This window comes from Geobacter hydrogenophilus (genome assembly GCF_018501225.1).
GTDB classification, from domain to species: Bacteria; Desulfobacterota; Desulfuromonadia; order Geobacterales; family Geobacteraceae; genus Geobacter; species Geobacter hydrogenophilus.
In genome coordinates this window covers 38,587-58,223 of sequence record NZ_JAHCZI010000006.1, presented here as the reverse complement: position 1 = coordinate 58,223, position 19,637 = coordinate 38,587, and the positions used below count along the sequence as shown (strand labels likewise).

20 protein-coding genes are annotated in these 19,637 nt (G+C 62.5%); 8 read left to right on the top strand and 12 right to left on the bottom strand.

The features are described 5' to 3' along the window. Positions 1–29 precede the first annotated feature (29 nt). From KI811_RS11485 to KI811_RS11455, 7 genes are all read left to right on the top strand, one after another. Complete coding sequence (locus KI811_RS11485) at positions 30–1,994, top strand: aldehyde ferredoxin oxidoreductase C-terminal domain-containing protein (protein WP_214186615.1); 1,965 nt, start codon at positions 30–32, stop codon at positions 1,992–1,994. Next, positions 1,987–2,523, top strand: a complete 537-nt coding sequence (locus KI811_RS11480) for a 4Fe-4S dicluster domain-containing protein (RefSeq protein WP_214186614.1) — start codon at positions 1,987–1,989, stop codon at positions 2,521–2,523. Before KI811_RS11485 ends, KI811_RS11480 begins: the two co-directional genes overlap by 8 nt. A gap of 85 nt (positions 2,524–2,608) precedes the next feature. Further along, positions 2,609–3,091: a DVU_1557 family redox protein gene (locus KI811_RS11475; RefSeq protein WP_214186613.1), complete on the top strand. Its 483-nt coding sequence runs from the start codon at positions 2,609–2,611 to the stop codon at positions 3,089–3,091. A 22-nt stretch (positions 3,092–3,113) separates the two neighbouring features. Beyond that, a complete protein-coding gene (gene trsM, locus KI811_RS11470; protein ID WP_214186612.1) occupies positions 3,114–3,797 on the top strand; it encodes a DVU_1556 family methyltransferase in 684 nt (227 codons plus the stop codon). Continuing rightward, entirely contained in the window at positions 3,794–4,234 is a 441-nt protein-coding gene (locus KI811_RS11465; RefSeq protein WP_214186611.1) for a DVU_1555 family C-GCAxxG-C-C protein, read from the top strand. Before trsM ends, KI811_RS11465 begins: the two co-directional genes overlap by 4 nt. Before the next feature lie 5 nt (positions 4,235–4,239). Beyond that, positions 4,240–5,640 carry a radical SAM (seleno)protein TrsS gene (gene trsS / locus KI811_RS11460; RefSeq protein ID WP_214186610.1) on the top strand — a complete coding sequence of 467 codons (1,401 nt, stop codon included), beginning with the start codon at positions 4,240–4,242 and terminating at the stop codon, positions 5,638–5,640. Continuing rightward, positions 5,637–6,965, top strand: a complete 1,329-nt coding sequence (locus KI811_RS11455) for a DVU_1553 family AMP-dependent CoA ligase (RefSeq protein WP_214186609.1) — start codon at positions 5,637–5,639, stop codon at positions 6,963–6,965. The genes trsS and KI811_RS11455 overlap by 4 nt, the downstream gene beginning before the upstream one ends. Before the next feature lie 235 nt (positions 6,966–7,200). On the opposite strand, the gene KI811_RS11450 is transcribed toward KI811_RS11455, so the two are convergent. The 6 genes from KI811_RS11450 to KI811_RS11425 form a co-directional block, all read right to left on the bottom strand. Beyond that, positions 7,201–7,425, bottom strand: coding sequence for a sulfurtransferase TusA family protein (locus KI811_RS11450; protein WP_214186608.1), 225 nt, complete (start codon positions 7,423–7,425; stop codon positions 7,201–7,203). Positions 7,426–7,430: 5 nt separating this feature from the next. Continuing rightward, positions 7,431–8,384, bottom strand: a complete 954-nt coding sequence (locus KI811_RS11445) for a 4Fe-4S dicluster domain-containing protein (protein ID WP_214186607.1) — start codon at positions 8,382–8,384, stop codon at positions 7,431–7,433. A 14-nt stretch (positions 8,385–8,398) separates the two neighbouring features. Further along, the gene (locus KI811_RS11440; protein ID WP_214186606.1) at positions 8,399–8,797 is read right to left on the bottom strand and encodes a M67 family metallopeptidase; all 399 of its coding nucleotides are present in this window, start codon (positions 8,795–8,797) and stop codon (positions 8,399–8,401) included. Between the two features lie 2 nt (positions 8,798–8,799). After that, positions 8,800–9,609: a HesA/MoeB/ThiF family protein gene (locus KI811_RS11435; protein ID WP_214186605.1), complete on the bottom strand. Its 810-nt coding sequence runs from the start codon at positions 9,607–9,609 to the stop codon at positions 8,800–8,802. Positions 9,610–9,713: 104 nt separating this feature from the next. Next, on the bottom strand, positions 9,714–9,950 hold the full coding sequence (gene thiS / locus KI811_RS11430; RefSeq protein ID WP_214186604.1) for a sulfur carrier protein ThiS: 237 nt from the start codon (positions 9,948–9,950) through the stop codon (positions 9,714–9,716). Positions 9,951–10,083: 133 nt separating this feature from the next. Then, positions 10,084–11,328 (bottom strand): O-acetylhomoserine aminocarboxypropyltransferase/cysteine synthase family protein, encoded by a 1,245-nt coding sequence (locus tag KI811_RS11425; RefSeq protein WP_214186603.1) that lies wholly within the window; start codon positions 11,326–11,328, stop codon positions 10,084–10,086. A gap of 410 nt (positions 11,329–11,738) precedes the next feature. Between KI811_RS11425 and KI811_RS11420 the strand changes: the two genes are divergently transcribed. Beyond that, positions 11,739–12,056, top strand: coding sequence for a hypothetical protein (locus KI811_RS11420; RefSeq protein ID WP_214186602.1), 318 nt, complete (start codon positions 11,739–11,741; stop codon positions 12,054–12,056). 88 nt (positions 12,057–12,144) lie between these two features. On the opposite strand, the gene KI811_RS11415 is transcribed toward KI811_RS11420, so the two are convergent. From KI811_RS11415 to KI811_RS11390, 6 genes are all read right to left on the bottom strand, one after another. Next, positions 12,145–13,815 (bottom strand): ASKHA domain-containing protein, encoded by a 1,671-nt coding sequence (locus KI811_RS11415; protein ID WP_214186601.1) that lies wholly within the window; start codon positions 13,813–13,815, stop codon positions 12,145–12,147. Between the two features lies 1 nt (position 13,816). After that, positions 13,817–14,839 (bottom strand): uroporphyrinogen decarboxylase family protein, encoded by a 1,023-nt coding sequence (locus KI811_RS11410; protein WP_214186600.1) that lies wholly within the window; start codon positions 14,837–14,839, stop codon positions 13,817–13,819. 85 nt (positions 14,840–14,924) lie between these two features. Then, positions 14,925–15,974, bottom strand: a complete 1,050-nt coding sequence (locus KI811_RS11405; RefSeq protein WP_246551701.1) for a uroporphyrinogen decarboxylase family protein — start codon at positions 15,972–15,974, stop codon at positions 14,925–14,927. After that, a complete protein-coding gene (locus tag KI811_RS11400; RefSeq protein ID WP_214186599.1) occupies positions 15,974–16,639 on the bottom strand; it encodes a corrinoid protein in 666 nt (221 codons plus the stop codon). The genes KI811_RS11405 and KI811_RS11400 overlap by 1 nt, the downstream gene beginning before the upstream one ends. A 110-nt stretch (positions 16,640–16,749) precedes the next feature. Further along, positions 16,750–18,093 (bottom strand): nitrogenase component 1, encoded by a 1,344-nt coding sequence (locus KI811_RS11395; protein ID WP_214186598.1) that lies wholly within the window; start codon positions 18,091–18,093, stop codon positions 16,750–16,752. Then, entirely contained in the window at positions 18,086–19,624 is a 1,539-nt protein-coding gene (locus KI811_RS11390; RefSeq protein ID WP_214186597.1) for a nitrogenase component 1, read from the bottom strand. Before KI811_RS11390 ends, KI811_RS11395 begins: the two co-directional genes overlap by 8 nt. Positions 19,625–19,637 lie beyond the last annotated feature (13 nt).

Here is a 19,637-nt window from a genome sequence, read left to right as displayed (position 1 = left end):
CAGTTGTACATCTTATTAGAGGGGGAAACATGAGATACGCAGAAGCAGGCTACTATCTGGAGATTGATCTGGCCACCGGCAACATAGAGCGGGTTGCCACCGACCCCAGGCTGATGGAGCTCCATCTCGGAGGCCTGGGTACGAGCGTGAAGCTGCACTGGGACCGGGTGCCGCCGGAAACGAAGGCATTTGATCCGGAGAATCTGCTGGTGTTCAGTACCGGGCTCCTCAACGGCACGCCGGTGTTCAGCGCCAACCGCACGGTCGTTTCGTTCATCTCGCCGCAGTCGGACACCCTGGCCTATCCGATGATGGGGGGATTTTTCGCAGCGGAGATGAAGTATGCCGGGTACGACAAGATCATCTTCAAGAACAAGTCACCGGACTGGGTTTACCTGTACGTGAACAACGACAAGGTGGAAATCCGCGATGCCTCGCACCTCAAGGGGAGAGGTGCGGTCGAGACCCAGGAGCTCATCCGCAAGGAACTGGGACAGCCGAAGGCCCAGGTGGCTGCCATCGGCCCGGCAGGGGAAAACCGGGTCTTTACCGCCTCCATCGAGCAGTCCCGGTCCAGCGCCAGCAGGCTTGGCGGCGGCGCGGTCATGGGGGACAAGAAGATCAAGGCGGTCGCGGTCCGCGGCACCGGGGACGTCTTCCTGGCCCGGCCGGAAGAGTTCATGAAGGAGCTTCAGGGGGTGACCGATTACATCAAGTACCGCTGGGAGAATCCCATCAAGGATGTCATGACCATCCTTTCCGGCATCGGCTCCCCCCAGGAGATGCTCCATACCGATGAAAAGTGGCATACGGAAAACTTCGCCTGGGGCAATGCCCGCACCCGGAGAAGGGATTTCTGGACCGAGGAGATCGACGCCTCCTGGTCCAAGTCCCAGCATGCCGCGGTGAAACGGCTCATCAGCTGCTTCAACTGCCCGACCCATTGCGGGGCATTGATCTCCCATGGGGATACGCCACGGTACATGGCCAAATGCTTCGGCAAGCTCACCTATGCCATGGCAGCGTATGTGGATGACCTGGATTTTTCCTGGAAGATCCTCCAGCGCGCCACCGAGTACGGGGTCGATTCCTTTTCCACGCCCCAGATCCTCGCCTTTGCCGTCGAGCTCTACGAAGCCGGCATCCTGACCGACAAGGACTTTGCCGGCTGCCCCAAGGACAAGGAGGGACGCTTTTTCTGGCTCCTGGACCGGGTGGCCCACCGGGAGGGGATCGGCGACATCCTGGCCGACGGCGTCTATTTTGCCGCCCGCAAGATCGGCAACGGGGCCGAGGCCTTTGACCACAACACCATCAAGAAGCACGAGCAGCTCCCAGTCAAGCTGGGCACCCTGGACCCGCTCTACTTCCTCATGTATGCCACCAACGAGAAGATCAGCATCACCCAGATGGAAGGGCAGTGGCCCCAATCCGCCTTCCCCACCATGGAGCAGCGGGAGGAATTTGTCCGTGACTGGCCGCAGATCCCCGACGAGAAGTTCAAGCAGTACGTGCTGGACTGGGAGCTGAGGGGAGAAAAGGCGATTCCCTATTATCCGACGCCCGACATGTGCTCTGAAATCGTCGACTGGATGGAGATGATGCACAATATCGACGATGCCGTCGGCATGTGCTGCGGCATGTCGTCCTTCTGCCTCAAGCCCCCCTACCACATCCACAACTACCCGAAAATCATCTCGGCAGCCACCGGCATGGACCTGGACGAGGAGGGGCTGAAACAGATCGCCAACCGAAGCCGGAACCTGCACCGGGCCTACAACAACCGCAAGGGAATCACCAGGAAGGACGAAAAACCGCCTGCCGACCACTGGAAACGGCGCTTTCCCGAACTGGAGGAACAGCTCCTCTCCACCTACTATACCTACAAGGGATGGAACGAGGACGGCATTCCCACCAGGAAACGCTTGGAGGAGCTGGACCTCGGCTATGTCGCCGACGACCTGGAAAAGAGGGGGGTATTGAAAAATGGCTAAAATCAAGAAGAAGATCAGGACAATTACCGTCAATGCCGACAAGTGCAACGGCTGCCGGACCTGCGAGATCATGTGTTCCGCCTTCCATGCGGTGCCGCCGTACAGCAGCAACAACCCGGCCCGCTCCCGCATCCAGGTCATCACTAACCGGCTTGAGGACATCTGGATGCCGGTATTTGCCGGGGAGTACACCGAATCGGAATGCATGGGACGGAACAAGTACATCATCGACGGCAAGGAGTACAGCGAGTGCGACTCCTGCCGCGCCGCCTGTCCCGCCCGGGAACACTTCAAGGAGCCCGACTCCGGCCTGCCCCTCAAATGCGACATGTGCGACGGGGAAGACGAGCCGGTTTGCGTCAAGTGGTGCCTCGTGGATGCCCTGGTCTATGAAGAGCGGGAGGAGGAAGTGGAAGAACCCGACGTAAGGCAGACCATGAGCGAGATGGAAATCGGCCTTGAATCACTGGTGAGAAAGCACGGTTTCCAGAAGGTCATGGATACCTTCAGCAGATTTTCACCGAAATGATCCTCTATCAAGGAAACGCCCCTGGTCATGCCAGGGGCGTGACTTCCGGTGCCCGCTCGGCCAGGGCTGCGGCAGGATTGGAGACATGAGCACGCGTGAGCAGATACCGGTGCGGATAGACGAGGAGGTCCGGCGTCTTCTGGAGGATCGGATGATTCTCCCGGACGAGGTGCGCGGGGTCATCAACCATGCCGAGACAACCGGCCGAAAGCTGATCAATTCCGGCACGGGGCGCTTCCTTGCCTGCCACCGTCCGAAAGCGGTCACCTATTGGGTTGAATACGAGGGGGCCGGCGACGACTTTCAGGTCCTCACGGCCTATTCCCACCGAATGGTGACCAAATCGAGCGGAAGCACGTCGGAATGGGTCAAGTCCGGCAGCGACAGCGACTGGCTGTGCGGTCAATGCCAGGTGCCGCTGGAAATTCAGACCGTCAGGCTCCAGTACATGCAGTCGATTTTTCCCATCAAGCTGCCCGCCTGTTCCGGATGCGGCTTCATCCTTATCGAAGAGGAACTGGCCATTGGCAAGATGGCCGAAGCAGAGCAGGCGCTGGAAGACAAGTAGAACAAAGAGGGACGGAGATGCCATGAACGAAACTGATTTCAACTGGCCGGAGCTCTGCGGCGCCGTGGGACCGTGCATCCGTCCCGGGGGGACTGAGTTGACCGAGAGGGCTTTGAAGGTCTGCAGCCTCCCTGCGGGCGCTCTCATCGCCGACATCGGTTGCGGTGCCGGGGGAACCCTGCAGCACCTGGAGCGGAGCGGCCACTACCGCTTGCTGGGGGTGGACCGGTCGGAAGAGCTCCTCGCCGAAGCGGCAAAACGCCTCCAATCGGCCCGGCTTCTTCCGGGAAGGGCGGAAGCCATTCCCGCATCCGCGGAAACCGCCGATGCCCTCTTGTGCGAATGCGTCATCTCGATTCTTGAGGACAGGGGAGCGGCGTTTGGCGAGTTTGCGCGGGTGGTTAAGGACGGGGGATACCTGGTTCTCAGTGACGTGTTCAGGAAAGGGAACCGCGGAGAAGCATCCCTTCCCAGCCGGGAGGAGCTCCTGCGGTTACTCTCCTCCCATGGGTTTTCCCTGCTCATGTGGGAAACCCACGAACGGCTCCTCAGGGAGTTCGCCGTCCGCATGATCTTCTCCGGCCACTGTTTGCCCGAGCCGTGGGGATGCGGTAAGGGACGCACTGGCAAGACGGTCGATCGTTCCGCAATCAGCTATTTTCTTCTTGTCGCCCGCAAGGGCGGCGGAATCGGCGGTACGGCATGAATGACATTATTTTCGATCTGATACGGCTGAAGGGGAAAGGGTACTGCTGCGCCCAGATCATCGTCATGCTGGGGCTGGAGGCACAGGGAAAACAGAATCCCGAGCTGGTAAGGGCGGTGGGAGGACTCTGCTTCGGCATTGGTTGGAGCGGCGAGATGTGTGGCGCCCTGTCGGGAGGAGCCGCCCTTCTCTCCCTCCATGGAGGCAAGGGGCAAGATGGAGAGGAACCCCACGAACTCTACCCGACGATGATGTCCGAACTGGTAACCTGGTTCGCCGACGTTGCCGAAGAAGCGTATGGCGGAAGACGCTGCAGCGAGATTCTGGAGCGATGCCCTGACCGCAGCGTCTGCGGCCTGATCGTAGCCGACACCTACAGCAGATGCATGGACATCCTCGTGGGCCACGGGTTCGATCCCGGCGCCGGCAGGGGGTGAACCATATGGAACAGGCTGACCGCCATGAAACGGAGAGCGTCTGTCCCGTCTGCTTGCAGGGAATCAAAGCGGCGCGGCTGACACAGGGGAACGAGGTGTTTCTGGCCAAGGAATGCCCTGAGCATGGCTCCTTCAGGACGGTCATCTGGCGGGGCGAGCCGGCAATGTCCCAATGGCGCCGTCCCAAGGAACCGGTCCACCCGGAAGTCTGCTATGGCGACGTCGACAAGGGGTGTCCCTTTGACTGCGGCCTCTGCGCCGATCACCGGCAGATGCCCTGCTCCGTTCTCCTTGAGGTGACGCAGCGCTGCAATCTCCAGTGCGCCGTCTGCTTTGCCGATGCCGGCAGCATGAATGCCGCGGATCCCTCGCTGGAGCATATCTCCTGGCAGTTGAACCGTGCCATGGCGGCGGCCGGCCCCTGCAACCTGCAGTTGTCGGGGGGGGAGCCGACCCTGCGGGATGACCTGCCGCGGATTATCGAGGCAGCGCGCCGGACCGGGTATACCTTCATCCAGCTCAACTCCAACGGTATCCGCCTTGCCGCGGACCGGGCCTATGTCAGGCAGCTGGCCGACGCAGGGCTTTCCGCGGTTTTTCTCCAGTTCGACGGGGTTGACGACTGTATTTACCGTTCGCTGCGAGGAGAAGCGCTTCTGGAGCAGAAGCTCCGGGCAATCAGGAATGCCGGCGAAGCAGGAATCGGTGTCGTCCTGGTCCCGACGGTGGTCAAGGGGGTCAACACCGATGCCATCGGGGCGATCGTGCGCCAGGCTCTGCAGCTGACTCCCGTGGTGCGGGGCATTCATTTCCAGCCGGTGAGCTATTTCGGCCGTTTTCCGGGGCAAAGTGCCGATGCCGGACGCTTCACCCTCCCCGAGCTTATGCGAGCCATGGAGGAACAGACCGAAGGCCTGCTGAAGCTGTCCGATTTCTCCCCTCCCGGCGGCGAGCATGCCCACTGCTCCTTCCATGGCACCTATCTGTATTCTGCCGAGGGTTCATTGCGTCCCCTGGGAGCACCGGCCGGCGAAGGCTGCTGCTCCCAGGATTGCGGCAGCGGGGGGATACAGCAGACCGTTGATACCGTCTCCCGCCGCTGGCGGCTGCCGAGGAGTGTGTCAGGTGGCCCCTGCTGCTGCGGGAACCGTCCGGAGGCGACCCGGGCCGAAGGCCCGCTTGATCTCGATGCCTTTCTCGATGCAGTCAAAGGCGGAACCTTCACCATCTCGGCCATGGCCTTCCAGGATGCGGAGAACCTGGATCTGGAGCGGATCAGGGGGTGCTGCATAGCGGTGATCTCCCCAGAGGGGAAGCTGGTGCCGTTTTGTGCCTACAATCTCACCAGTCGAAGCGGAAGGGCGCTCTACCGCCCGGGAAGCGTTCGACAGGAGGAGATGCCATGAAAAGGACGCCGCTGGAGGCATGGATCGCCGGCAAACTGCCTGGTGGCGCCGGCACCCTCACGGAGCAACTGGAGCGGTATCAGCTGCGGAAACTGCGGGAGACAGTTGCCTACGCAAGGGACAACAGCCCCTTTTACCGTCATCACCTTTCCCCTTTGGGGGACAACCCCGTCACGGACCTGAGGGATTTCGCCAGTATCCCCTTTACGACCGCCAGCGACCTGCGGCGCGAGGGGACCAGGATGCTCTGCACCTCCCAGGACGAGATCGAGCGGGTGGTGACTCTCCAGAGTTCGGGCACGACCGGCCCACCGAAGCGGCTGTTTTTTACCGGCGAGGATCTGGAAACCACCATCGACTTTTTTGCCCACGGCATGGCGACCCTGGTAGAGCCTGGCCGTACGGTCATAATTTTCCTTCCCGGCACTGTCCGGGACAGCGTCGGCGACCTGCTGGCGCGAGCACTGGACAGGACCAACGTGAAACCGGTGATATGGGGGCCGGTGCACGACGCGGCAGCGGCGCGGACAGAGATCCTGAAGCACCGGAACCCGTGCCTGGTGGGCATCCCCACGCAGATCCTGGCCCTGGCCCGTGGTGACCTGGCGGGGAGCATTCCGAGGGGGTGGGTGGAGAGCGTCCTGCTCTCCACGGACTATGTCTCCGGGGCGATTGAAGAAGAACTGAAGCGGCTTTGGGGCTGCCGCGTTCTGACCCATTACGGCATGACCGAAACCGGGTTGGGGGGTGGGGTCGAATGCGAGGCCGGTGAAGGGTACCACCTGCGCGAGAGCGATCTCTATACCGAGATCATTGATCCGGTAACCGGAGTGCCCCTACCCGATGGGGAGGAAGGAGAGGTTGTCTTTACCACCCTCACCCGTCGGGGGATGCCGTTGGTGCGGTACCGGACAGGGGATCGGGCGCGTCTCGTCACAGTGCCCTGCCCCTGCGGTACCCCTTTGAAGCGCCTTGGCCGGGTGCAGGGGAGGATTGAGACCGAGGTCCTGTTGAAGGAGGGAAGGCGACTCCGGATGTCCGCCTTGGATGAGGCGCTCTTCCCGATCCCCGGTCTCCTGAATTTTGCGGCCGAGGTCGTTTCGCGCGAGGGGAGTGACCACCTGCACCTGAACCTGCATACGGTCGCGGGGGAAGAGGAAACGGTGGCCCGTGGCATACTGCCGGCTTTGATCACCGCAGACACGACCGGAGCATTTTTCAGGGATAAGCTGCTTGTACTGGGAAACATCACCTTCAGCCCCGCCGAATGGTCCGGGACCGGTGTAGCCAAACGACAGATCCTAGACAGACGGGGATTGAAGTAATTCGTCCTTTACATCATTCCACCACTCATGGGTGTCATTGGTGCGCCGGTAACGACTCATCTTCTATACTATCGTCGGCGTAAGCCCCGCGGACCTTTCGGCCTCCCTGGCAGAGCAGTTGGAACACCATTACCCATTGTGAGGCCATGGCCGCCACCTATCCCCAGGTGAGCAACCCTGGCAGAGCAGTTGGAACACCATTACCCATTGTGAGAGTCTGCCCAGAAACCATTACTCACTCCTCCCCCTTCTCCAGGGTCAGGACGTAGTAGCCGTCGGTCTCCTTGAGACCAAGGAGCTTGTGCCCCTCCCCCTTGAGGCTCCGGGGGACGTTCTTCACCGGCTCGCCGTCGTCGAGGAGGAATTCGATCACTTCGCCGGTGTCGACCATCTCCAGCGCCAGCTTGGCCTTGACGAAGTTGGTGGGGCAGGTTACCCCGCGTAGATCGACCGTTGTCATGGTGCTCACCTATCCTTTCCGATCTGGGTGGCGATAGCCTGAGGTGGAATGGTCGCGTCGACCACGAAGCCGGGGAACCGCTCCCGCAGGCGGGCGAGGAGCGCATCGGCCCCTTCGGCGCGGATCACGTCGCCGAGCCTGATCCTCCCCTGCCCTTCGGCCTTCTCCTTGTACCACTCCAGCACCGCGGCGATGAAGTCGACCACCTGCTCCTCCGGCAGGAACTCGGCAAAGAGAGTGCCGACCAGGGGGCGCCGCCCCCACTTGCCGCCGATCCGCACGGTGTATCCCTTCTTTTCCGCCCGCCAGGCTTCGGTGGGGCAGACCTTGAGGCAATCGCCGCAATAGAGGCAGTTCTCGGGGATGAAGCGGGGCTTCCCGTCCTCACCCATGGTGATGGCGTCTTCGGTGCACGACTTGTCGCAGAGGCCGCAGCCGATGCACTCTTCAACCGAGAGCACAGGCCAGATGGCCCCCTGGAAGCCGACGTCGTTAGTGGCCGACTTGGGGCAGTCGAAGGGGCAGCCGGCAAACCCTACCTTGAACTTGTGATGGCCGGTGGGGGTACCGAAGAGCTTCTCGTCTACTTCCAGGGCCGATTTTTGCGTATCCACGAGGCCGTTGGGGTTGTACTCGCAGCCGCCGCAGGCGGTGGGGACCCGGACCCGGGCGCCGCAGGAGGCGACCTTCTGGGGACCCTCACCCAGCTCGGCCACCACGGCGTCGAAGTCGCGGAAGTTGATGTTTATCAGCTCCACCGACTGGCGGACCGAGAGATGCACCATCCCCTGGCCGTACTTCTCCGCCACCTCGGCGATCTTCTTCAGCCGCCCCACCGGCAGCCGCCCGCCGGGGACCCGCAGGCGCACGGTGAAGAGGTCTTTCCCCCGCTCCTTGATAAAGCCGCCGGCCTTGAGGTTCTTCAGGTCGACGGCGGTGCTTTTCTTCTCGTCAGACATTGGTTCGTTCTCCTTTATTCCACGATCTCGATGGGCTCCGGCTCCACCACCCCGTCGGCGATGCGGAACGCTTTCACGTCGGGCTCCGCTCCGGCCAGAGAGACGATAACGCAGGAGACGCCGGGAGTGAGCGCCAGACGGATATCCTCTTCCGAGGGCCGAGCCGGGCTCTCCGGGTGGGAGTGGTAGATGGCGAGCATCCCCAGTCCCCGGTTCCGCAGTTCCTTCACCACGGCGAACTGCTCCTTGGGGTCCATCATGAAATGCTCGTTGCTCTGGTCAGTGTTGGCCATCCGGAAGATGGCCGAAACGGCGCCGTCAACACCGCCAAGCATGCCGCACGCCTCAACGGGGAAATCAGCCCGGGCGTGGGCAATGAGATCGTCATGGATCGCGCGGGGTATCGTCAGCATGGTCACTTCTCCAGGTCGCAGACGTTGAGGGCGTCCAGTTCGTCCACCAGTTCCGTCACGGTGGGGTTCTCGCCACAGACCGGGCATTTGCGGTTGCGGTTGATCTTCACCTTGCGGAAGTTCATCTCAAGGGCGTTATACATCATGATGTGACCGGCAAGGAGCTCACCTTTCCCGATCAGGAACTTGATCGCCTCGGTGGCCTGGATGGTGCCGATGACTCCGGGAAGGACACCGATAACACCAGCCTGGGAGCAGGTGGGAATCGCATCCTTCGGTGGCGGGGCAGGGAAGATGCAGCGATAGCAGGGGGATTCCCCCGGCCTGATGGTCATGGTCTGGCCCACGAACTGGAGGATGCCGCCGTGGGAGTACGGTTTTCCCGCCATGACGCAGGCGTCGTTTATGAGGAACTTGGCGGCGAAGTTGTCGGTGCCGTCGATGACGAAGTCGTAGTCGGCGATGATCCGGGCGATGTTGGCGGCGGAGATCCATTCCTGGTAGGTGCGTACCGTCACGTCGGGGTTCATGGCCTCCATCTTCTCCCGGGCCGATTCCACCTTCGGCTTTCCCACGTCGGGGGTGAAGTGGATCACCTGGCGCTGGAGGTTGGAGAGGTCAACCACGTCGGCGTCGGCAATGCCGATGGTGCCGACACCGGCCGCTGCCAGGTAAAGGGCGATGGGTGCCCCAAGGCCGCCGGCGCCGATCACCATCACCTTCCCCTCCAGGAGCTTCTTCTGTCCCTTGCCACCCACCTCTCTCAGGATGATGTGGCGGGAGTAGCGCTCGATCTGCTGCTCAGTAAACATAGTACTTAACTCCTTTTGGAACGTGGATTTTCTGCAAGGTCAAGGCGATCGAGGGACGACGCGGAGGCGTACTAAGAGGTACGCCGCACAAGGAGTCCCGAAGATCAACGCCGAGATTGCGGAAAAGCCGCGCTTCCGCCACCCATGAAGTAGAGGAATTCTACCGCATCACCGTCTTTGACTATGGTGGCGTCGAACGCCTCCCGCTCCAGCACCTCGCCGTTCAGCTCCACCGTCACGTACGCGGCCTGGGCCACCTTGAGCGCAGCCAGGAGCCCGGTTACGTTCAGGCGCTCCGAGCCATCAATCGTAGAGGGTTTACCGTTTACCGTCAGGTTCATATCGATCTCCTTCTTCTGAGTGAGTTCCGGCTGTTCACCCCCCTGCTCGCTGCACTCGCTTCCCCCCTACAAGGTAGGGGAGATTGAGGGGGGTCCACCTATGCACCTACAAACCGCCGGTAGGCGCCGGCTGCTAAATTGCTCCGAGCGCTTCCGCAAAGTCCTCGATGATGTCGTCGATGGCCTCGATGCCGACGGAGACGCGGATCATCTCCTCGCTCACCCCCATGAGGGCCTTCTCGTCGGGGCCGAAGTCGGCGCAGATGGTGCTGGCCGGGTGGATCACCAGCGTCTTGGTGTCGCCGATGTTGGCCAGGTTCTTGGCCAGCCGCAGGCCGTCAATGCAGCGGAAGGCCGCGGCCTTGTCAGCAAGGCCGAAGGTGAGGAGCGCGCCGTAGCGGCCGCCGAACTGCTTCTTGGCCGTCTCGTGCCATGGCGATGGGGCCAAGCCGGGATAGTTGACCCACGCCACCTTGGGATGGGCGGCCAGATACTCTGCCAGGCGCAGGGCGTTGTCGCAATGGCGCTCCATCCGCAACGCCATGGTTTCAATCCCCTCGGAGAGGAGATACGAATTCATGGGGGCGGGACAGGCGCCGAGATCCTTGTGAATGAGCTTTCTTGCCCGGGCGGAGAAGGCGAACTGGCGGAACTTCTTAACGAACGGCTCGAAGTGGGGGTAGCTCTCGCGCCGCCAGTCGAAGGTGCCGCAGTCGATGATGGCGCCGCCGATGGCGCTGCCGGTGCCATTGATGTACTTGCTGGTGGAATGGACGATGATGTCGGCCCCCAGCTCCTTTACCCTGCCGAGGACCGGCGTGGTGACGGTGGCGTCCACCACGAGGGGGACCCCCGCCTCACGGGCGATGGCAGCCAGGGCCGCCAGGTCGGGGACGTCGAGCCGCGGGTTCCCCATGGTCTCCACGAAGATAAGGCGGGTCCGCTCGTTGACGGCGTCCCGCATAGCCCGCAGATCGCTCGGGTCGACAAAACGGGTAGTGATGCCGTAGTTGGAGAGGGTGTCGCGAAAAAGAGAAAAGGTTCCGCCGAACAGAGAGGCTGAGGAAAGGATCTCGTCGCCGCTCCGGACGATGGTCAGCACCGCCAGGGTGATGGCTGCCATTCCCGAGGAGGTGGCGATGGCGGAGATCCCCCCTTCCAGCAGAGCCAGACGCCGCTCCAGGCTCTCGGTGGTCGGATTGTTGATGCGGGTGTAGACGTGCCCAGCCTTGCGCCCCCGAAAGATGTCTTCCAGATCCTCGGCGGTGTCGTGGGCAAAGGAGGAGGATTGGACGATGGGAACCGTCGTGGCGCCTGCTGGTCCAGGTTCAAACCCGCCATGAATCAAGAGGGTGTCGAGCCGATATTCTCGCGACATTTTCATTTTCCCCTTGCCGGTCACTGCCGGCCACGTGAAGTAAGTCACATCGAATTTGCTGCAAAATAACGGACAGATTTATAACACCAATTATGTCAACAATCTTTTGATTTACTTCTAAATATATTTATAAAAAATGGCAAGATATTTTTGACAAAACTTGTAAATTATCTAGTTATCTACAAATTTTAATATACATAAATTGTGTGTAGAATAATCATCCATCGGCGTTGTTTTCTGTAGAATATTCTCAACATACAGCTTTGCAAAAGAAGCGGCACCAAGTTGATATTTAAATATCTCGTGTTTATTCGCATAGTTGCAAACAATTCACATCCAGGCATGATTATTGGAATTCTTGAGTCAGGCGAACGACAGACTCGCAAAACAAACCACAAGGAGGACGCATCATGAAAAGGAAAGTCTCTTATGGCATCGTAGCAGCGCTGGTGCTCATGTACGGGGGAGTGTCGTATGCAGCAACATGCGGTTCGTGCGGAAATGAGGCCAAGTGCAAAGATCCGCAGGCAGTTCAACAGTTCAGGGACAAAACTTCGCAGTTGAGAAAAAGCCTGAATGAGAAGGAGATTGAACTGCACGAAGAATATGGCATGGACAGCATCGACACCAACAGGACAGCGGTCCTCGAAACCGAGATAAGGGACATGAAGAAGGAAATCCGCTCGACCGGAGAAAATCTGGGGTTTGCTCCCTGTTGCATTTCCTAGCGCCAGTCTCGGAATGGGGGCGCAAGCCCCCATTGATTCTGCTGGCAGTGCAGGATTCGCCACCATGGAGAAGGGATGAGAAGGGTTCCTAAAATTTGAGCGATGCGACAAATGCCTTGTCAAAACCCTCTATAGCAGCAAGCTCCACCACCTCAACGCCTGCCACAAGCCGGACCATCTCCGGCCGGCACTCCCGGTCGAGGAGGATTGCCTCGGCGCCGGTCTTGGAGGTGTTGCCGACGAACTCGATTTTCCCGTCAAACTCCGACGGAAGCAGGCCAAGGCTTATGAGGCTCTCGGCCCGCAGGTGGTAGCCGAAGGAGCCGGCGATGAGGACAGACCGCACCTCCCCGGCCTCGACGCCCAGATGACGCAGGAGCAGGTCGATGCCGGCCCGGATAGCACCCTTGGCAAGCTGGACCTGACGGATATCCTGCTGGGAAAGATGAACATCATCGGCAAGGTGAAAGGCCGGTTTGCCACTGATGGTGACGAGCCGTTCCCGCAGTGTTGACGGCAATGAAACCCGCTCCGTATTCACGAACCGCCCATTGGGGCCGATGACGCCCTCTCTCACCAGTTCCGCCACGATGTCGATGAGGCCGCTGCCGCAGATGCCGGTCGCCTCCCCTCCTCCGATCACGCCGATCTCCACTTCACCGTTCTCGCGCACGTGGAACCGTTCGATGGCCCCCTTCCCAGCCCGCATGCCGCAGGCGATGTTCATCCCCTCGAAGGCGGGGCCGGCAGCGGTTGAGGTTGCCCAGAGCCTTCCGTCCTTCACAATGGCCATCTCGCCGTTAGTACCGATGTCGACCAGGAGCGTCGTTCCCTCTTCGCTGTGGAGCTGAGTGGCGAGAATGCCGGCAGTGATGTCGGCCCCAACGTAGGCGGAGATTGCCGGCGGCAGGTAGACCAGCCCGGCCGGGGCGATGGCGACCCCCGTTTCGGCGGCGCTTCGGTGGCACCCGCCCGTGAACTCCACGGTGTAGGGGTATTTGCCGAGGGATGCAGGATCGACCCCGCACGCCAGGTGGATCATGGTCGTGTTGCCGGCAAGGACCGCCTCGTAGACCCGTTCTCGTGCCACGCCCACCTGGGCGACGACCGAGGCGATGAGCCGGTTGATCTCTTCAACGACGCTACCCCGCATCTCCTCCAGCCCGTCGGGGGTTGAGGCGAATCTGATGCGGGAGAGGACATCCTGGGCATGGAGGCTCTGGGGATTGAGGGCCGACGCGGTGGCGAGCTCACGGCCGTCTTCCAGGTCCATGAGGGCGGCCACGAGGGTGGTGGTGCCGATGTCGACCACCAGACCGAAGCATTCTGCCGAGATGTCGCCCTGTTCGACAGCGAGAAGTTCGTCGCCAGCCAGGATGGAGGTTTCATGGCGGTCCGGATCGTAGCGCTTGACCACATAGGGACGGAGCGTCACATCCCCCCGAACGCCGTGGCTGGCAATCTTGAGCCCCGCTTCCTTCCGCTCGGGGACTGTCACCGTCAGATCACCCAGTACCTCCGCATGGCAGGCAAGGACAGCGGAGATCCCCTCCCCCGCATCGAAGGGGCCAGAGCCGTCTGGAAGCCGGAGCGAGGCAAGGTCTCTTTCGGTCACGAGGACTCGGCACTTGCCGCAGGAGCCGGCGCCGTTGCAGGGGGCTTCGATGGTTACCCCTCCTTGCCGGGCCGCCACCAGAATGGTGGAACCCGCAGGAACAAAGATCGAACGGTCGTCGGGGAGAAAGCGGATGGTCGGCATCTCAGCGGCTCTCCTTTACCGTGCCGGTCATGGCATTGATGGCCGCCAGGCTGCTGGAGGTGCTGAGGCCGCATGCCGGGGAGATGATGTCGACCCCGTCCTTCACAAGCCGCTCGGTGGTGCGGGCCACCTTCTCCGAGTCGCCGTCCTCCAGGAGGTAGGTGCTCACGTTCCCCATGGTGGTGAGGGTCGGATACTCCTCCTTGAGGAGCCGCAGGTTCACCATGGCGTCGGTGCTGATGGCGTCGGCCCGCAGCTTCGGGACGAGAGGTTTCACCGCCTTCAGGTCGCCGCAGATGTGGAGGATCGCCGGCACGCCCGCATCGTGGATGCCGTCGATTACCTTGTTCAGGTATTCCACGGCGTACTCCTCGAAGGCCCGGGGGCCGAGGATCTCGCCGGTGGCGGTGGGATCGCCGATGCAGATGGCGGAGGCCCCTCCATCCACCAGGAGACGGGCGTAGGCAATGAGGAAATCGGCCACGTAGGTCAGCACCCGGTGGGAGTTTTCCCGGTCCTTGCGGAGCTCGCGGAGAAACTGCATCGGGTCGACGATGGAGGCGGCGGTGCTGACCGGCCCGGTGAGGCTGCCGATGACCGGCACGTCCGGGTGGGCCTTTGCCAGCCGGAGCCCCGCCTCGGCCACCTTGCGGATTCGCCCTGCGTCGAGCATCTGCCGGATGTCGCGGTAAATTACCGTGCCGACGGAGGGGAAGACCTCCTGCCTGATCTTCGGCTCGCATTCCAGGGTGCCGAAGTCGATCTCGCTCCCGAGCACCTCCGCCTCGACGGTCATGCAGAAGGGGATGCCGAAGTTCTCGAAGCCGGTCTGCTCCTGCACGTCGCGGGAGAGACCGGCCATGAGATCCGCCTCGAAGTGGGCCTCAGGGAGGGTGCGCCCGCTCTGGGTCATGACGTCGACGATGGCGGCGTTCATCATTCCGCCGGTGCAGATGACCGGGGGGCGGTCGACGTTTTTGTTGTGCAGCACGTTCAGCAGGCGTTCTTTTGGGCTTAAGCTCATATGAAAGTCCTTTCAATCAATTCACCCCCCTGCTCGCCTTGCTCGCTTCCCCCCTACAAAGTAGGGGGGGATTGAGGGGGTCAAGTCACGCAAGGTTCACCGGCCACCCCACCTCCCGCACGGTATCGAGCATGGCGCGGATATTGGCAAAGGGGGTCTCCGTGGGCAGGCTGCACCCGGAGGCGACGATATACCCTCGGGGGTTATCGTGGCCCTGGCGGATGCAGTCCAGAGTGGCCTGCCGCACGTCCTCCGGCGTCCCCTGGAGCATGACGGCCGAGGGGTGGACGTTCCCCATGAGCCGAACCCACTCCCCCACCTCCCGTTTCGCATCGAGGAGGCTCGCGTCGTTGTCGATGCTGATGCAGTCAGCCCCCGCGTCGGCCATGGCCTCCCATATCTTTGCCGTCTTGCCGCAGATGTGGAGGGTCACGCTCTTTCCCCGGCCGTGAATGAAGTCGATGAGCCGCTTCAGGTACGGATAGGAGAACTCCCTAAACTGGCGCGGGCTGATGACCGTGGAAGACGACATGGCGTCGGTGAGGCTCGGGATGGCGCCGGCCTCGATGATCGCCTCGGCATAGCGGATGCTCGTCTCCAGCGACAGCTCGCAGAGCCGGTGGACCGTCTCCGGCTCCCGGAGCATGAGGCGCGCCAGGGTCTCGGCTCCCACGAGGAACGAGGCGTTGGTGAAGGGGCAGGTGACCGCGCCGGTGACCGGCACCTCGGCTCCCACGGCATCGACGGCGATGCGCATCGCCTCCAGGTGATGGGGAAGGTTTCCGTCCCGGTGCGGGTCGGCCGGCTGCAGGCGTTGGATCTCGGCAGGGTCGGCTATGGCCGGGGCCTCCAGGTAGGCGGTCTCGTCCGCCGGGTAGTGGACCGTGGCCCCCATGGCCTCGGCCTGGGTGTAGAGGTCGGTGAAGACCCGGATGGTATCGTAGCCGAACAAGCGGTAGGCGGCCACCTGGGCCTCGGCGATGAGCCTGCCGTTGCCGCGGAAATCCCCCACCCGTGCGCCGATCACCCGCGCCGCCGTGTTCCCGACTATGGGGACGCATGGCAGGCGGTCGATGGGCTCCCCCTTGGCGTAGGCCGCCAGCCGCTGCAGCGGCGTCATGGCATCAGCGGCCATCAGGCAGCCACCGCCTCGGCCGCGGTCAGGCGCCGGGCCAGGCGAACCGCGTCGGCCGCGTTGACCGCGTAGCCGTCGGCGCCGATCCGGTCGGCGAATCCCTGGGAGATGGGACCGCCGCCGACAATCACCTTGAAGCTGTCCCGGATTCCCTCGGCGTTAAGCTGCCGCACCACCTCTCCCATGCCGTCCATGGTGGTGGTCATGAGAGTGGAGAGGGCGATGATGTCGGCGTCGATCTCCCGGGCCGTGTCGACGAAACGGGCGGGCGGGATGTCCCGCCCCAGATCGGTCACGTCGAAGCCGGAGGTTTCCAGCATGATCTTCACCAGGTTCTTGCCGATGTCATGGGTGTCCCCCTCGATGACGCCGATCACCACCCGCCGCTTCTCCGCCACCGCATCCTGCCGGATGTGGGGTTTCAGCACGTCCATTCCGGCGTACATGGCGTCGGAGCACATGAGGAGCTCGGGGATGAAATACTCCTCCTCGTCGAACAGCTCCCCTGCCCGCTCCATGCCGGCCGACAGTCCCTTTTCGATGGCCTCGTAGGCGTCGATCTTCGCGGCGACCACGGCTTCGGCGGTGGCGACCGCTTTGTCCTCGTCCATGTCGACGACCGCGGCGGCCAGTTCCTTGAACAGTTTTTCCTTCACTTCAGACATCTCAGCCTCCTTCATGAGTAATGTTTCGGCTACTCACCCCTGCTCGACCCCCCTGCTTCGCTTACGCTCGCTTCCCCCCTACTTTGTAGGGGGGACTGAGGGGGGGCACCTCATCTGTTCACCACCACCGCACTCAGCAAGTCCTCCGCCAGCCGCAATCCCCCCCGGAAGCCGGTATACCCCCGATCCAGGACCGCCCGGTTGGCCACCGGGAACGACACCGACAGGTGCGGCGCGCCGATCTGGATCGCCAGCTCCCGCTCCAGAGAGCTTCCCACCACGAAGGCCGGGCCGAAGGCGTTGTAGTACTTCTCGCCTTTGGCGCGGGGCCAGTGGCGGTTCAAGTGCCCCAGCACCTCGCTGGCATCGGTCTCGAACACGAGGTTCGTCCGGTACCCCGAGGAGAAATCGGCCACCCGCCCCGCAAGGGCCTCCCGCTCCTCGTCCTTCAGCTGGTCGGTGCAGACGGTCAGTTCCGGCAGCCACCCGAGATCGTCGACCAGGAACCGGGTCAGGGCCACGGCGTAGTTGCCGTCCCCCACCACCACGGCGTAGCGCTGGAGGTCGAGATCGTTCCAGCAGTCGGTGAGCGGTTCGAGGATCTGATAGTAGTGCCTTTTCTCCCGCGCGATGATTGCCTCCACCCGGTCGCTTTCGAGGTCGAGGGCCTGACCGACCGACCGGAGGAACTCCTCCGAGGCCGAGGGGCCGATGGGAAGCGGCAGGGTCAGATACGGGGTGCTGTGGCGATCCTCGAACTGCCTGGCCGCCTCCTGGCCGTAGATGTCGGAGACCACGATATTCAGCTCGGCCTCGCCGGCCCGGCGGATGCTCTCAAGGCTATCGACCGGGGTAAAGAAGGAATTGACCTCCAGGCCGACGAGCTCCAGCAGGTGCCGCGCCCCTTCCAGATTCCCCCGCCAGAAGGGGTCCATGTACGGCACCACTCCCCAGAGGTTCACCTTTCCCTTCACCTTCGGCAGGCCCCGCTCCAGGTAATCCTTCACCAGGGCCTGGAGCACCAGGTCGTACCCCCAGTAGGAGTTGCCCCGGAAGCCCCCGGTGATGGCGCCGATGATGGGCGCCCCCTCGTCGCGGAAATCGTTCACCACGGCGAAGATGTCGTCACCGATCATCTCCGGCACGCAGCCGGTCAGCACCACGTAGAGCCCGCCGTCGATGACCTCAAGGGTGTTCTTGATCTGCTCGCGCAGCCGCTCCTCGCCGCCGAAGACCACCTCGTTCTCCTGCATGTTGGAGCTGGGGACCGTGAGGGAGCCGCAGTACCCCCCCACCTGGAGGCCGCTGCCGCCGTTCTGGGTCCAGGCGAAGTTGCCGGCGCACCCAGAGGCGGAATGGAGGATGGGGACGCCCCCCGGCAGGGCGGTGACGGTGGCCGCCGCGCCGCCAAGAGAGCAGAGGAACCTCGGCCGTTCGACAAAATGCTCACTCATTTTCAGCCCTCCCGCGAGTGTTGAGGTAGGAAAACGGCTCGGCCCCGTACCAGTTCTCCGTGTAGGGAAGCCAGAGGTTCGCCGCCAGGTTCCGGTTGTAGGCCGGGTTCTTCAGCTGGCGGTGGAGCCGGCGGGCGATTTCGTAGGCCCCGCGGTAACCGATGTAGGCCAGACCGGTGTTGTAGATGACGTGGGTCGGAATCCCCAACTTGGCGGCGGTCATGTTGCCGTTGGCGTGGCCCAGGAAGAGGTCCGGCTTGAGCCTATTGAGGAGGTTCGCCTCCTCGAAGGGCTGCACGTTGGCGATGTCCACCACGTAGTCGGTCTTGGCCTCCTTTGCCAGCTTGCCGTATTCCTCGTCGGCGAACTCGTCGTGGTGAAAGGAGCGGATCCCCACCACCTCGAACCCGATCTCCTGGAGGAGGTTGGCGGTGGCCAGTGCCCGGAATTCGCCGGCGCTGATGAATACTCTTTTCCCCTGAAACAGGGGCCGGAATTCTTCGAGCGCCTCCCTCAACTCTGCTTCCTCCACGGCGATGAGCCGCTCCACCTGCTCCTCCGCCCCGAAGACTGCGGCAACATCCCGAAGCCAGAGGCTCGTGTTGGCGATCCCGATCGGCATGTGCCTGATGATGGAGGGCACGTCGAACCGCTCCTGGAGATAACCGAGGAAATAGTCGTCATGGGTCGGGCAGGTGCTGATGGAGAGCGCCGCCCTCGTCGCCTTCACGAAGGAATCGGGATGGGAGAAGACCGGAAAGACGTTCACCTCCAGGCCGAGGGCGGTGAGAAGCCGCTCCAGCTCCTGCTCGTCAACCCGCCCCATGGAGGAGACGTTCATGAGGTTCACGGTTCGGGCCTCCCGCTCCTGCTCCCGCAGCACAGCCAGCGCTTCCTCGGGTTTGGGATCGGTAACGCCCCTCTCCTCCAAGAGGTTCCGGCCGATGGTGTGGTAGACCGCATCGTAAGCGGTGGCCCAGATCTTCGTTTTGAACCCCTCGCAGTGGACCGGCAGCAGCTTCGCGCTCACCTGGGTCTGAAGCTTCTGGGCCACGCCGTCGATATCGTCACCGATGATCCCCGGCACGCAGCCGGCCACGATGGCGATGGTGGCCGGGCGGTAGCGTCGGTCCGCCTCGATGATGGCCTGCTCCAGCTTCGGCTCGCCGCCGCTGATGACGTCGGTCTCGTCCAGGGCCGTGGAGAGCCAGATGCCGTCCCGCGCCTTCCCCTGGCGAACCGCGCTCCCCACTCGCACGTTGGCGTTCTGGGAGTGGGTGCAGGAGCCGCATCCCAGGGCGCTGTGGAGGAGCACCACGTTGTCCGGCAGGGTGTTGAGCATGGCCAGGGCCGGCAGCAGCAGGCAGATGGAGCCCTGGGTGAAGCCCCGTTCGCCGTCGTCGATGAGGCAGCTCTTGCCCCCCTTCCCTTCGCACCGCTTCGCCAGCCCGCAGATGCTGTCCTGATGGGCGATGACCGCCTTAAGCCGGTCCTCCCGCTTGGGGGGGACCTTTTGATCGAAATAACTCATGGATTCTCCTTGG

Excerpts from the sequence above, each read along its gene's own strand:
- KI811_RS11485 (WP_214186615.1), top strand. The coding sequence starts at position 30 with ATGAGATACGCAGAAGCAGGCTACTATCTGGAGATTGATCTGGCCACC.
- KI811_RS11480 (WP_214186614.1), top strand. The coding sequence starts at position 1,987 with ATGGCTAAAATCAAGAAGAAGATCAGGACAATTACCGTCAATGCCGAC.
- KI811_RS11475 (WP_214186613.1), top strand. The coding sequence starts at position 2,609 with ATGAGCACGCGTGAGCAGATACCGGTGCGGATAGACGAGGAGGTCCGG.
- trsM (WP_214186612.1), top strand. The coding sequence starts at position 3,114 with ATGAACGAAACTGATTTCAACTGGCCGGAGCTCTGCGGCGCCGTGGGA.
- KI811_RS11465 (WP_214186611.1), top strand. The coding sequence starts at position 3,794 with ATGAATGACATTATTTTCGATCTGATACGGCTGAAGGGGAAAGGGTAC.
- trsS (WP_214186610.1), top strand. The coding sequence starts at position 4,240 with ATGGAACAGGCTGACCGCCATGAAACGGAGAGCGTCTGTCCCGTCTGC.
- KI811_RS11455 (WP_214186609.1), top strand. The coding sequence starts at position 5,637 with ATGAAAAGGACGCCGCTGGAGGCATGGATCGCCGGCAAACTGCCTGGT.
- KI811_RS11450 (WP_214186608.1), bottom strand. The coding sequence starts at position 7,425 with ATGACAACGGTCGATCTACGCGGGGTAACCTGCCCCACCAACTTCGTC.
- KI811_RS11445 (WP_214186607.1), bottom strand. The coding sequence starts at position 8,384 with ATGTCTGACGAGAAGAAAAGCACCGCCGTCGACCTGAAGAACCTCAAG.
- KI811_RS11440 (WP_214186606.1), bottom strand. The coding sequence starts at position 8,797 with ATGCTGACGATACCCCGCGCGATCCATGACGATCTCATTGCCCACGCC.
- KI811_RS11435 (WP_214186605.1), bottom strand. The coding sequence starts at position 9,609 with ATGTTTACTGAGCAGCAGATCGAGCGCTACTCCCGCCACATCATCCTG.
- thiS (WP_214186604.1), bottom strand. The coding sequence starts at position 9,950 with ATGAACCTGACGGTAAACGGTAAACCCTCTACGATTGATGGCTCGGAG.
- KI811_RS11425 (WP_214186603.1), bottom strand. The coding sequence starts at position 11,328 with ATGTCGCGAGAATATCGGCTCGACACCCTCTTGATTCATGGCGGGTTT.
- KI811_RS11420 (WP_214186602.1), top strand. The coding sequence starts at position 11,739 with ATGAAAAGGAAAGTCTCTTATGGCATCGTAGCAGCGCTGGTGCTCATG.
- KI811_RS11415 (WP_214186601.1), bottom strand. The coding sequence starts at position 13,815 with ATGCCGACCATCCGCTTTCTCCCCGACGACCGTTCGATCTTTGTTCCT.
- KI811_RS11410 (WP_214186600.1), bottom strand. The coding sequence starts at position 14,839 with ATGAGCTTAAGCCCAAAAGAACGCCTGCTGAACGTGCTGCACAACAAA.
- KI811_RS11405 (WP_246551701.1), bottom strand. The coding sequence starts at position 15,974 with ATGGCCGCTGATGCCATGACGCCGCTGCAGCGGCTGGCGGCCTACGCC.
- KI811_RS11400 (WP_214186599.1), bottom strand. The coding sequence starts at position 16,639 with ATGTCTGAAGTGAAGGAAAAACTGTTCAAGGAACTGGCCGCCGCGGTC.
- KI811_RS11395 (WP_214186598.1), bottom strand. The coding sequence starts at position 18,093 with ATGAGTGAGCATTTTGTCGAACGGCCGAGGTTCCTCTGCTCTCTTGGC.
- KI811_RS11390 (WP_214186597.1), bottom strand. The coding sequence starts at position 19,624 with ATGAGTTATTTCGATCAAAAGGTCCCCCCCAAGCGGGAGGACCGGCTT.